Origin of the sequence: Streptomyces sp. MNU76, assembly GCF_020982545.1 — a bacterium.
In the GTDB taxonomy this organism is placed as follows: domain Bacteria; phylum Actinomycetota; class Actinomycetes; order Streptomycetales; family Streptomycetaceae; genus Streptomyces.
Window position 1 is genome coordinate 543,169 of sequence record NZ_JAJKLK010000003.1, and the last position, 13,149, is coordinate 556,317.

4 protein-coding genes and 2 pseudogenes are annotated in these 13,149 nt (G+C 71.2%); 3 read left to right on the forward strand and 3 right to left on the reverse strand.

The genetic code is table 11. The features are described from left to right. Nucleotides 1–76 precede the first annotated feature (76 nt). Nucleotides 77–4,066, forward strand: coding sequence for an FxSxx-COOH system tetratricopeptide repeat protein (fxsT, locus tag E4N62_RS08715; protein ID WP_230213367.1), 3,990 nt, complete (start codon nucleotides 77–79; stop codon nucleotides 4,064–4,066). 127 nt (nucleotides 4,067–4,193) lie between these two features. On the opposite strand, the gene E4N62_RS08720 is transcribed toward fxsT, so the two are convergent. Together E4N62_RS08720 and E4N62_RS08725 are read right to left on the reverse strand one after the other, a co-directional pair. Further along, nucleotides 4,194–5,471 carry an IS701 family transposase gene (locus tag E4N62_RS08720; protein ID WP_230213368.1) on the reverse strand — a complete coding sequence of 426 codons (1,278 nt, stop codon included), beginning with the start codon at nucleotides 5,469–5,471 and terminating at the stop codon, nucleotides 4,194–4,196. A gap of 217 nt (nucleotides 5,472–5,688) precedes the next feature. After that, the gene (locus E4N62_RS08725) at nucleotides 5,689–6,654 is read right to left on the reverse strand and encodes an alpha/beta fold hydrolase (RefSeq protein ID WP_230213369.1); all 966 of its coding nucleotides are present in this window, start codon (nucleotides 6,652–6,654) and stop codon (nucleotides 5,689–5,691) included. Nucleotides 6,655–7,236: 582 nt separating this feature from the next. Between E4N62_RS08725 and E4N62_RS08730 the strand changes: the two genes are divergently transcribed. Then, nucleotides 7,237–8,742 carry a hypothetical protein gene (locus E4N62_RS08730; protein ID WP_230213370.1) on the forward strand — a complete coding sequence of 502 codons (1,506 nt, stop codon included), beginning with the start codon at nucleotides 7,237–7,239 and terminating at the stop codon, nucleotides 8,740–8,742. Here E4N62_RS08730 and E4N62_RS48605 read toward each other — a convergent pair. Beyond that, nucleotides 8,714–10,450 (reverse strand): annotated as a pseudogene (locus tag E4N62_RS48605) (serine/threonine-protein kinase). The gene E4N62_RS08730 and the pseudogene E4N62_RS48605 overlap by 29 nt on opposite strands. A gap of 164 nt (nucleotides 10,451–10,614) precedes the next feature. On the opposite strand from E4N62_RS48605, the pseudogene E4N62_RS49325 reads away from it, so the two are divergent. Continuing rightward, nucleotides 10,615–13,111: pseudogene (locus E4N62_RS49325) on the forward strand (SpoIIE family protein phosphatase). The last annotated feature ends 38 nt before the right edge of the window (nucleotides 13,112–13,149 follow it).

The following is a 13,149-nucleotide window of genomic DNA, read 5'->3' on the forward strand; positions in this document are numbered from 1 at the left end:
CGGACCTGCCCCGACGGCCCGACACCGGCCGGGGCGACGGGGCATCGAGCGACGGCAGTCGCGTGGAGGGCAGGCCATGACCGGCGAGGACGCGCGCAGGATCATCACGTTCTACTCGTACAAGGGCGGTACGGGGCGGACGATGGCGCTCGCCAACACGGCCTGGATCCTCTCCTCCGCGGGCAACCGCGTCCTGGTGGTCGACTGGGACCTCGACGCCCCCGGTCTGGACCGTTTCCTGCACCCCTTCCTGAGCGAGAGTCAGTTGCGGACCACGCCGGGTGTGCTCGAACTGGTCAGCAGATCCACCCAGTTCGCGCGCTCGATGCAGAGCAGGGGCGAGACCTTCCCGCAGTTCGAGCTGGGTTCCGACTACGCGAGCGCGTCCGACCTGGAGACGGCCGACGGGATCACCCTCAACAGCTGCCTCATCCAGGTCGACTGGAACTTCCCCTCGGGCGGTCAGCTCTACTACATGCCGGCGGGCACCAAGAACAAGGGCTATCTCTCGGCGTTCTCCCAGTTCGACTGGAAGGACTTCATGGACGGGCCCCTGGCCACCAGGTTCCTGGAAGGGCTCAAGCGCGAGTTCGTCGAGAACTTCGACTACGTCCTGATCGACAGCCGCACCGGACTCAACGACATCTCCGACATCTGCACGGTCAATCTGCCGCACACCGTGGTCACCTGCTTCACCCCGAGCAGCCAGAGCATCGAGGGCGCCGCCGGGGTCGCCGAGCGCATCGACGGAATGCTGTACGGCAACCGGGACATCCGTATCCTGCCCGTCCCCATGCGGGTGGAGAACGCCGAGGCGGACCGGCTCGACGCCGCCCGGGGACAGATCCAGTACCGCTTCGACCGCATCGTGCGCAAGCACATCCCCGACCGGGACCCGGAGAGCTACTGGGGGAGTGTGGAGATCCCCTACCGGCCCATCTACTCCTACGAGGAGACCCTCGCCCCGTTCAGGGAGAAGCCGGGGGACCCCAAGAGCCTGCTCGCTGCCTACGAGAGACTCACCGAGGTCATCACCGACGGCCAGGTCGAGTCGATGCCCCGCATCGACGAGTCGCTGCGCCACAAGACCCTCGACCGGTACACCCGCCACCGCCCCCCGCGTATCTCCGACGTGTACGTCAGCTTCGTCCCGCAGGACCGCAGTTGGGCCAACTGGGCGGGTGCCGTGCTGGAGCAGGCGGGCTTCAAGGTCCACCTGGCGCAGGAAGGCACCACGGAGAGCTCACAGGTGCGGGAGGAGATCGAACGGGGCGTCGAGTCGGCCTCGCACACCCTGGTCATCTTCTCCGAGGCCTACCTCAGGTCGTCCCGTTTCCGCACCACCTGGGAGGCGGTCTACGCGGAGAGCGACCGGCGGACGCACCAGCTGGTCTCGATGCAGGTCGACGACCAGGTGTCCCTGGAGGCCCCCTTCACGGAGCAGCTCGCCGACATGACGGGCTGCCACGACGGTGAGGCCGGCCGTGACGCCCTGCTGACCTGGTTCGGCCGGAGCGCCGATTCCCTGTCACACAGCCACTTCACCGGCGACGAGCCGAAACTGCCCCGCTTCCCGAAGACCGAGCCCTCGGTCTTCGGCGTCCCGTTGCGCACGTCGTCCTTCACGGGTCGTACGGAAATCCTGGAGAGCATCCGGGAGAAGCTCTGGAAGGGCGACACCCGGGCCCTGGTGCTCAAGGGCATGGGCGGAGTGGGAAAGACCCTGCTGGCCCAGGAGTTCGCCCACCGCTACAAGAGCGACTACGACGTGGTCTGGCACATCCAGGCCGAGCAGAAGATCCTGGCCGTCGAGCAGTACGCGGGCATGGCCGAGGCGCTGGGCCTGCCCGCGCGCACCAACCCCACCGACACGGCCAAGATGGTGTACGAGGCCCTCAACCACGGTGACCGGTACGACAGTTGGCTGCTGATCCTGGACAACGTCCCGGAGGCGGACCACCTGCCCGAGTACATGATGGACGGCCGCAGCGGCCACGTCCTGGTCACCAGCCAGCGCGCCGAGGGCTGGGGACGGTTCGTGGACACCGTGGACATCCCGGTGTTCGAGCGGAACGAGAGCATCGCCCACCTGCACAGCAGGCTGCCCGACTGCGGCTGGACGGAGGCCGACCAGATCGCGGAGGCCCTGGGCGACCTGCCGATCGCGATCGAACGGGCCGCGGCCTTCATCGAGCAGACCCGGGCCGACGTACGCGACTACATCAAGAAGCTCCAGCCGCAGGCCACCGGAGCCCCCGACGACAAGTCGGTGGGCGCGGTCGTCAAGTCCGGTACCAACACCTGGGAGTTCGGCCTGAGGCAGCTGCGGGAGAGCTTCCCGCCGGCGGTGAAGCTGCTGCAGATCTGCTCGTACTACAGCCCCGAGGAGATCTCCATGGATCTCCTGGAGGGCTACGAGGTCTCCCGCGCCCTGGGCGGGGTGCGCACGGTCTCCCGCGCCTACAAGGAACTCAGCAAGTTCTCCCTGGTCACACTGGACCGCAAGGCCCGGAGCGTGACGGTGCACCGGATGATGCAGAGCGCGATGCGGGAGGAGATGACCGCCGCCGAGCGCGACGCCGCACAGGAGGCCGTCTACCGCTCGCTGATCGCCGCCCGGCCGAGCGGCGACGACCCGGAGAACCCCAACACCTGGGAGAAGTACCGCATCATCTGGCCGCACCTCGGCACCCCCTGGGCCGAGATGGCCCCCGACGAGGGCATCAAGGAACTCTATGTGGACCGGGTCCGTCAGCTGCGCCGCCGGGGCGAGCTGAGCCAGGCCATGGACTACAGCCTGCGGCGGGTGGCCGCCTGGTCGGCGGAGGAGTCGCCCGACGAACGCTGGACGCTGCACATGCGCTTCCAGGTCGCCAACATCCTGCGCGCCCAGGGCAAGTACGAGGAGTCCCTCGCCCTGGACCAGGAGGTGCTGGAGCGGCAGCTGGAGGTGCTGGACGACATCGACGACCAGCACATCCTGATGACCACGAGCAGCATCGCCGCCGACCTGCGCGGCCTGGGCCGGCTGTCCGAGGCCCTGCAGTACGACGAGGAGACCTACCGCAGATACGACCAGAACTACGGCGAGGACAACGCGCGCACCCTCAGTGCGGCCAACAACCTCGCCGTTGCCCTGAGGCTCTCCGGCAACTACTACCGGGCCCGCGATCTCGACCGCAGAACACTGGAACTCCGTGAGGCGATCCAGCTCCACGACCACCCCCTGACCATCGAGTCGGCGGTGAACCTCGGCCGTGACCTGCGTGACTGCGGTGACTACGACGAGTCGGTCGCGCTGCTCAGGCGCGCCTACGAGCGCTGTCTGCGCAATCCCCGTCTCACCCAGGGCTCACCGACCGTGCTGAACACGGCCAAGGGGCTGGCCGGTTCCCTGCGCAGGGCGGGCCGGGCGGCGGAGGCCGAGGAGCTCGTACGGCACGTGCTCAGAAGCACACCGGACGGTGAGAAGTCGACCTCGGAGGAACTGCTGCTGGAGATGAGCCTGGCCGGTGACATGGCCGCCCAGGGCCGGGTCGACGAAGGACTCGACCTGATCCGCAGGGTTCAGGAGAACCTGAGGGACACGCTGGGGGAAGGCCACTCCCACACGGTGGCCTGCTCGGTCAACCACGCGGTGCTGCTCCTCCACGACATCGGGTCCATCCACCCGGAAGCCGCCACCGAGGCACGGGAGTTGCTCCGCGCGGCCCAGGCCAGGTTCACCGAACTCAACGGCGCGGAACACCCGTTCGCGCTCATCTGCCACGCGAACCTGGCCGTCGCCGAGGCGGCGCTCGGCCGCTGGGACGAGGCCCGCGGGATCAGCGTCGGGTCGTTCGAGATGCTCAGGGAGGTTCTCGACCCGCTGCACCCGTCGACCTTGACCTGTGCCGGGAACCTCGCCGTCGTCCTCAGCCATCTGGGCCAGGCGGAGAAGGCCCGCACCACCCATCACGACGCACTGGCCGCGCTCAGCAAGCGCATCGGCAGGGACCACCCCCGCGTGGTGGCCCTGAAGGACTGGAAACTCAGCTGTCTCGACCTGGAGCCGCACCCGATCTGACCCGCGGGGCGGGCACGACAGGCCCTAGTAGGGCTCCGTTAGGTTGCTCTGGCTCTTGTGCTTGGGCTGGTGGTGGATGTTCTGGGCAGGGGGCGGTGGCAGGTGGTGCAGGTGCCGGTCCAGCAGTTCAGCAGGTCCTGGATGGCGTCGAGGATCTGGTAGAGGGTGAGTCCGCTGTATCGGCTTTTGGGGACAGGCGCTGTTCGGTGAGGAAGGCGTGGGCGGCGGTGACCAGGGTGACGTGGTGGTGCCAGCCGTTCCAGGAGCGGCCCTCGAAGTGGTCCAGGCCGAGGCCGTGCTTGAGTTCCCGGTAATCGTGCTCGATGCGCCAGCGGATCTTGGACAGGCGGACCAGTTCGGTGATCGGTGTGTCGGCGGGCAGGTTGGACAGCCAGTAGTCGGTGGGTGCTTCGGCGTCCTGGGGCCATTCGACCAGCAGCGTCACCTCGGGCAGGACACCGTCCCAGTGGCCGTGCTCGGCAGTGGCGGCGGCTTGGGCCAGACGGCGGGCCCTCACCCCGGCCGGCCGCACCCGCAGCGCCAGAAAGCGTGAGTGCATCGGCCCGCGGGAGCCTTCACGCCAGGTCACCTCGGTGAACGCCTGCCGTCCGTGCTCCTGAGCCAGCGCTGCCACCGAGGACGGCTTGTCCCGGTAGCGGGGCTGCGGCCTGCGACCGTTCCCGGACCAGGCCGGGGCGGTGGGCCGCACGTCGTGCGGGTGGACCGTCACGTCCGAACGGACCGCCACGACATAGCCGATGCCCCGCTCGCTCAGACCGTCGCGGAAGTCGGCGTTCTGCCCGTAGCCGGCGTCGGCCACCACCACCGGCGGCACCAGACCCCACCCGGCCAGCTCATCGAGGATGTCCAGGGCCAGACGCCACTTCTCCCGGTGCCCGACCTCCTGCGGTATCCCGGTCTTCTGCCGCCGCACCGCATCGTCCGCCCACTCCTCGGGCACGAACATCCGCCACTGCAGCGGACAGGACGCGGTGTCGGAGACCGCGTGCACACTCACCGCGACCTGGCAGTTGGCCCGCTTGCCCAGCGCCCCGCAGTACTGGCGCGCGACCGCCACCGACATCTTCCCGTCCTTGGGGAACGACACGTCATCGACCGCCCACGCCTCCGGGCCGATTCTCGGCACCATCCGCTGGGCGATCCGCCGCCGCACCGGCACCGGATCCCACGTCGACTGGTTCACGAACTGCTGCAGGTTCTGCTCGTTGCCGTCGGGCAGCCGTTCCGCCATCGGCTGGATCGACTTCCGCCGTCCGTCCAGCATCAGTCCCCGCAGGTAGCAGTCGCCCTTCGCCCGCTGATCCTTGCGCGGCACCGACGCGAACACGTCAGCGACGAATAACGCCAACGTCGCCCGAGCACGGTTCACTTCATGTGCGTCCACACCTTCAGCGTTCCCCCAAACAGGACCGACAGACAGACGTAACGGAGCCCTACTAGGGGGTGTTTCGAAAGTCCCGCACAGCACCCACGGCGCCCGGCACGCACTCTCGCCGCACCGGCCGAAACCCCAAGTACGTCCAGTACGAGGGCTTTCGTCCGGCACGCCGAGAGCACGCACCGGACACCGCGGGCACCGCACAGGACTTTCGAAACACCCCCTAGGAGGGCCCGGCCTCGTCCCGGGCCCAGGCCAGCACCTGGGGCAGGGCGGGCAGCGCCGCGAAGTGCGCGGCGGAGGGCTGCAATCTGGGCGTGGCCGAGGGGATCTTCTTGGCCAGCCAGTGGAAATGGGCGACGGGAGCGAAGACGTCGTGTTCGCCGTGCCACAGCATCACGGGCACGGAACGGTCGATGTCCTTGAGATCGAATCCCCAGGGTCGCTGGAACGCGACCAGGTCGTCCACCCAGCCCATCGGCGCGCGGGGGTCGACAGCCTCCCCCTCGCCCACCGCCGACAGGTAGTTCCTGAGGAGGGCCTGGCGGATCCCGGCGTCCTCGACGATCACCCGGTCCACGCTCGGCATCTCGCCGCGGAGGGAGGCGAGGAACACGGTGGGGTCGCGCCGGATGGTCTCGGCGTTGCGGGCCAGCAGCGCACCCAACTCGGTCACATCGGGTGCGTGGCGCCGCAGCAGCTCGTAGGTCGACACATTGGACTCGGACATGTCCCTGTGCCACTCGGGCCAGTCGAGTCCGTCGGTGGCAGCGTCACCCGGGCTGTCGTCCTCGCTGTCGGGCTTCGGCGGAGCGAGCGAGACCAACGCGGCGACACTCGCCACCTGGCTGCCGATGTTCCGTGCCGCGCAGGCCAGGGCGTGGGGAGCGCCGCCCGATCTACCCACCACCGAGTACTTCTTGAGATCCAGTTTCTCGGCGATCGCCGCTACGTCCTCGGCGGCGTGGACCACTCTGCGGTGCTCATGGCGGTCGGAACCGCCGTACCCCGGTCGGTCGTACGCGATGAGGCGCACCCCGAGCTTGTGCAGGTCGAAGGTGCGCAGTCGGGGCCCGAGTCGGCTTCCGGGAGTTCCGTGCAGCAGAAACACCGGGTGTGCGTCCGGATCGCCCCAGGTCTCGAAGGCGATCGTCCGTTCGCCGAACAGCGACTTCACTGTCTTGACCACCCGATGCCCTCCCGTGCCAGCGGCTGTGGAGTGAAGCGCGGGACCCCCCAGCATTACGCATGGGAAGCCCCGCTCCTAGTAGCTGCTCAGCCGTTCTGGCTTGATGTGGCAAGAATTGGGTAAACGTGGGCCGCTCGGCTGTTCACGGCCCAAGGTAGTGCACAAGAACACGGGTCGCCGGACGAGGGGGGAATTCGTGGTGACCGAGTGAGCCATGGGGTATGCCTCCTCACCGTGCTCCCGAGGTCCTTTCCGCCCCCGCGCGCTGCCCGCACCTGGGTGAAGGAGCGACCACCCGTAAGGAGCAGTACGGACTCTGACGTTCCGGGAAGTGGTGCGACTCACGCCCCGGCGGGCGTTCTCCCGGCCTGTACCGACATGACGGGTGTCACGGGCGTGGTCCAGTACCGTGCCCGCGACCCGTTCCGGATGGTGGACGGGTACCCCGAACTGTGCGAAGGATCCCCGGGCGAGCCGGTGGTGGCCGTTCATCACCTGTCCGTGCGCGCGGCTCAGCCTTTTGTCCCCTTTAATACATTTGTCGGGTCAGAGGTCTGTCGGTGTCGCCCCCGGGATGGGTCCATGCGCATGAGTTCGAATGCCGCTCCGGTCGTCGCGCCCGTCGCCGTCCGGGCGGCCGCGCCGTCGAGGCCCGGCCCTGTGGCCGTGGTCGCCGGAGTCTTCACGCTGGCCCAACTCCTGCTCGTGCCACCGGGGATGGGGCTCGGGTGGGACGAGACGGTGTACGTCAGCCAGGTCAGCCCGCACGCGCCGGCGGCGTTCTTCAGCGCCCCGCGCACGCGGGGCGTGCCGCTGCTGGTGGCGCCGGTGGTCGTCTGGACGTCCTCCACCGTGGTGCTGAGGGTGTATCTGGCGGTGCTGTCGGGGGTGGGGCTCTACCTCGCCCTGCGCGCCTGGCGAGGACTCTTCCCGGCGCGTGCGCTGGCGCTCGCCGGGGCGCTGTTCGCCTCTCTGTGGGTGACTCTCTTCTACGGACCGCAGGCCATGCCCAACCACTGGGTCGCGATCGGCGCGCTCGGCTGTGTCGGGTGCTTCCTGCGGGCGCGGAACGATCCGGAGGACCGGGCGGCGTTGTGGGGCGCGGGCGCGGCCACGGCCCTGATGGCGTGGATGCGGCCCACCGACACGGTGTGGGTGACCCTCCCGCTGTTCACGCTGCTGGTCCTCGTACGGCGGTGGCGCCGGCCGCGGCTCCTGGGGGTGATGGCGGTCGGCCTCGCCACCGGCGCGCTCGCGTGGGTCGTGGAGGCGTACGCCCAGTTCGGCGGACCGGCCCGGCGGCTGGCCGTCGCGTCACGGATCCAGGGCGGGCTGGGCTGGAACATCGCGGTCGACGACCAGATGCGCAGCCTGGTGGGCCGTACGCTGTGCCGGCCGTGCACCGGCGATCTGCCGCACCCCGCGGTCATCGCCTGGTGGTTCGTCCTGCCGGTGCTGGCCGCTCTCGGCCTGGCCGTCGCGGTCCGGGCCGGACGGGCGACGCCCACGGTGGTCCCGTTGGTCTGCGCCGCCACGGCCGCCGTTCCGTACCTGTTCCTGATCGGGTACGCCGCCCCCCGCTTCCTGCTGCCCGCGTACGCCCTGCTGGCGATCCCGGTCGCCGACGCGCTGTGGGACCTCGTCAGAGGGCCGGGCGGGGCCTGGCGACCGGTCGTGGGGGCCGTGGTGGCGCTCGGGCTCGTCGGGCATCTGGCGGTGCAGTACGTGGTGCTGGAGCGCACCGTCACCCGCACCACGGCCTTCCACCGCGACTGGGACCGTGTCGCCGCCGAACTGCGGCGCCTCGGTGTACGGCCCCCTTGTCTGCTGACCGGCGACTATGCCATCCCCATCGCCTACTACGCGGGCTGTTCCTCCGGCCACACCAGCGGGAACAACGCCAACATCACCCGCGACGGCATCCTGCGCACCGCCGACCGCATGCCCGTGGCGGCGCTCGTCGCACCGGGCGGCGGACCACCCGAGTACGCGCGGGGGTGGTCGGCGCGCGAGGTCGCGGGGTTCCGGCTGCATGTGGCGCCGCCGGGAGGCCGGGCGCTCACGGGGTCCTGGCCACGGCGCCCGTGACGAAGCCGTCCTTGGCCGTGTCGAAGACGGGGCGGTAGGTGTCCCAGTCCAGGGCCGGGGCCGAGAGGTAGATGTCGTACTCCCGTTCGCCCTCGCGGCCGTATCCGAGGTCGATGGCGCGGAAGGCTCGGGCCCGGCCCTGGAAGGTGAACTCCCAGATGGCCGCCGGCTCCCCGCGGAAGGAGGTCCGCTGCATCCGCAGCCGCCGGTACGAGCCCGGGTAGTTGACCTTGGTGTTGGCCTCGATGTCCTCGAAGTGGGCCATGGGGTGCGAGCCGGCGGGGTCCACGATGCCGATCGTGAGTTCGGCGAGTGCGGTCTCGTCGGTGTACGTGACCGACTCGGACGTCCGCTTGCCGGCCTTCCAGCCGTCCGGGACGGGGAAGGAGATGCCGAGGGTCTCGTCCGTGACCAGGTGGAAGCCGTCGGGTACGGGCGAGACGGAGGGGACGGGGTGGCGGAGTTGCGGCCGCTCGGGGCGCAGACTGCCGGGCCGGGTCCCCGGTCACGTAGAGCGCGGCGCCGACGACCGTCGCGGCCACGGTCACCGCGACGGCGGGGTGACGAGCAGCCGACGCTTCTTCCGGCCGGAGCCCGCGGGCCGCCCACCGTCCGCGGGGCTCCCGTCGGCAGTGGGGAGGCTCTCCCGGCCGGTGTGCCGACCGCCGGTCCGGTCGCCGTCCGTGTCGTGCACACGGGTCGCGCGGACCCCGGCCTCGGCACCGCCGGTCCCGTGTTCGTCGTAGGGGCCCCCGTCGTACGCGTCCTCGCCCCGCGGGAGGCCGTACGAGCCTCCGGTGAGCGAGCCCCCGGTGGACATGCCTCCTCCGGCCAGGGCCCCGGCCCCCGGCGTCGGCAGCGCGACGGTCGGCTGGCCGGAGACCACGGCGCGGAGGGCTCGTTCGGTCTGTTCGGTGGTGGGCCGGTCGGCGGGTTCCTTGGCCAGGAGTGCCTCGATGAGGGGACCCAGGGCGCCGCCCCGCTCCAGGGGCTCCAAGGGGTCCACGGCGATGGCGTACGCGGCCTCCATCGCGGTGAGGCGGCGGAACGGCGGCCGGCCCTCGACCGCCTGGTAGAGCGTGGCGCCGAGGGCCCACAGGTCCGAGGCCGGGCCGGGCGTCTGGCCGCGGATGCGCTCCGGGGCCATGTAGTGGATGGAGCCGACCATCTCGCCGGTCTTGGTGAGGGTCGAGGCGTCCGCCGTCATCGCGATGCCGAAGTCGGTGAGGACGACCCGGCCCTCGGCCCCGAGCAGGACGTTGCCGGGTTTGACGTCGCGGTGCAGCACACCCGCGGCGTGCGCGGCGCGCAGCGCGGCGACCATGCCCAGACCGATATGGGCCGCCTCCTCGGGCGGGAGGGTCCGGCCGTCGGTGAGGAGATCGGCGAGGGTGGGCGCCGGGACGTACTCCATGACGATGCAGGGCCGGCCGTCAGCGTTCATGTCCAGGTGGTCGTCCACCACGTCATGGACGACGATCACGTTCGGGTGCGCGATCCGGGCCGCGCTGCGGGCCTCGCGGCGCGTGCGCTCGTACAGGGTGAGCAGGTCGTCCGGCGACAGATGCGGCTGCACATGCAGCCGCTTCAGCGCGACCTGACGGTCGAGGACCTCGTCCCCGGCCCGCCACACCGTGCCCATGCCGCCACGGCCTATCTGCTCCGTGAGCCGGTAGCGCCCGGCGACGAGCCGCCCTACGTCCGACACCACGTGCCCTCCACCAGCCCTGCGTACGTTCGATTCGCGACGTCACCATAACCGGACCCGGGTAAGGAGCAGGGAGGAGGACCGCGCCGGAGCGGCCGGGGCGCACGCGGGGCGGGAAGGCGTGCGGTGGGGCGTGCGCGGTTGTTCGGCGTACCGTCGTGACTGTGGACTCCACGGCTGACGGTCTCGTGGCCCGTGTCGCGCGTGAGCTCCTCCCCAGAGCGGAGGAGCTGACCGCCGAGGTGGAGCAGTGCCTGCGCCGCGAGATGCCCGACCTGTGGGCGCACCCCGACGCCATGGCGTCGGACAACGTCGCCGACCACGTCGTCGCGGTGCTGTCCGCCCTGCAGTACGGCCTCGGCCCGGGCGGCATCGAGGTGTCGTCCGCCGAACTGGAGCGCGTACGCCGTGTCGCCCGGCACGGGGTCCCCGTGAGCGCGGTCCTGCGGGCCTTCCGGCTCGGCGAGGGAATCATCCTCGACCACCTGCTGGCGGAGATGCCCCGGTTCACCGACGACGCGGCCCTGGTCAGCGAGGCCGCGCGCCGCCTGGTCGTGGCGGCGACCGGGTACGTGGACCGTACCTCCGAGCAGGGCGTCGTCGCCTACGAGCAGGAGCGGGACCGGCGGCTGCGCTGGCGGCTGTCCATGGTGAACGAGTCGAGCGTCCGCATCGGCACCACGCTGGACATCGCCCGCACCACGCAGGAGCTGGCGGACTTCGCCACCGAGCACTTCGCCGACCTCGCCACCGTCGACCTGCTCGACTCCGCTCTCGGCGCCCACGGCGCCGCGCCGGACGACCCGCCCGCGTCACCCGTGCTCCACCGGGTCGCCCAGCGGTCCCCGGCGCACCCCGGCCCGGCGCCCACGGCCGCTCCCGGACCGCCCACACCTTCCGCCCGGCTCCCCGCCGTCCCGCGCCCTGGCCACGGGCCAGCCGTCCAGGCACCGCCTCGACGGCGGCAACCGGCTGCCGTACGGGGCCGCCGGGTTCGCGGGCGAGGACGGCGCTGAGGGGGGCTGCGACGCGGTGGACGGTGTGGGCGCGGTGGAGACCGACGGTGACGGGGGCGGCGACGGCGAGGATGGCCGGCGCGGACGGGTCCACTCCACGCTGGTGGTGCCGTTGCGGGCGCGCGGTGTCACGCTCGGGGTCGCGCAGTTCTGCCGGGACCGCAACCGGGACGCCTTCGACGACGAGGACCTGCTCCTCGCGCAGGAGATCGCGGCGAGGGCGGCGATCGCCGTCGACAACGCCCGCCGGTACACCCATGCCCGCGCCACCGCCCTCACCCTGCAACGCAGCCTGCTCCCGCGTCGGACGCCGAAGCAGTCCGCCGTCGATGTCGCCTTCCGCTACCTCCCCGCCGACGCGCAGGGCGGCGTGGGCGGGGACTGGTACGACGTCATCCCCCTCTCCGGGGCCAGGGTCGCGCTCGTCGTCGGCGACGTGGTGGGGCACGGCATCCACGCCGCCGCCACCATGGGGCGCCTCAGGACCGCCGTACGCACCCTGGCCGACATCGATCTGCCACCCGACGAACTCCTCACCCACCTGGACGACGTCGTGCTCCGCCTCGCCGCCGAGGTGGACGAGAACGGCGAGAACGGCGAGAACGGCGAGAACGGCGAGAACGGCGAGAACGGCGAGAACGGCGAGAAGAGCGAGAAGGGTGAGAACGGCGCGGACGGCGCGGACGGCGAGGGCGGGACTGTCCGGGGCACGTCCGCCGGGCCCACGTCCGCCGGGCCCATGTCCCCCGGTCGGACCGAGCCAGGTCGGACCGCGCCCGCAGCCCCCGCTGCGACGGGTGCCGTCGCGGGAGGCGGGGACATCGGGGCCACCTGCCTCTACGCCGTGTACGACCCCGTATCGCGCCGCTGCACCGCCGCTCGTGCGGGGCACGTGCTGCCCGCCGTGGTCGGCCGGGACGGCACCGTCGACATCCTGGAGCTGCCACCGGGCCCGCCGCTCGGTTTGGGCGGGCTGCCGTTCGAGGCGGCGGAGTTCGAGCTGTCGGAGGGCAGTCTGCTCGCGCTCTACACCGACGGTCTGATCGAGGCACGGGACCACGACATCGACGCGGGCCTCACCCGGCTCCGTGACGCCCTCGCCCGGCCGGCCCCCTCCCTGGAGGCCACCTGCGACGCCGTGCTCGAAGCGCTGCTCCCGGCCAGGCCGCCCGACGACGTCGCCCTGCTCCTGGCCCGGACCCACGCCCTCGGCGCGGGCCAGGTCGCCACCTGGGACCTGGACGCCGAGCCCGCGGCCGTCGCCCGCGCCAGGGCGCACGTCACCCGGCAGCTGGGCGAGTGGGGCCTGGAGGAGCTGGAGTTCACCGCCGAGCTGGTGGTCAGCGAACTGGTCACCAACGCCATCCGCTACGGCCGGCCCCCCGTACGGCTGCGGCTCATCCACGACCGCACCCTCATCTGCGAGGTCTCCGACTCCGGTGGCACCACCCCGCACCTGCGCCGCGCCCGGGTCTTCGACGAGGGCGGCCGGGGCCTCCTCCTGGTCGCCCAGCTGGCCGAGCACTGGGGCACCCGCCGCGCCCGCCGGGGCAAGACGGTCTGGGCCGAACTGAACGACTCCGCGGTCCTCACCTTCCCGGAGCCGGCCGCCCTCCAGAACCGGACCGACGGCCATACCGCATGAAGCGGCCCGCCGGTCGTCGGCGGGCCGCTTCGCGGAGG

Excerpts from the sequence above, each read along its gene's own strand:
- E4N62_RS08730 (WP_230213370.1), top strand. The coding sequence starts at position 7,237 with ATGCGCATGAGTTCGAATGCCGCTCCGGTCGTCGCGCCCGTCGCCGTC.
- fxsT (WP_230213367.1), top strand. The coding sequence starts at position 77 with ATGACCGGCGAGGACGCGCGCAGGATCATCACGTTCTACTCGTACAAG.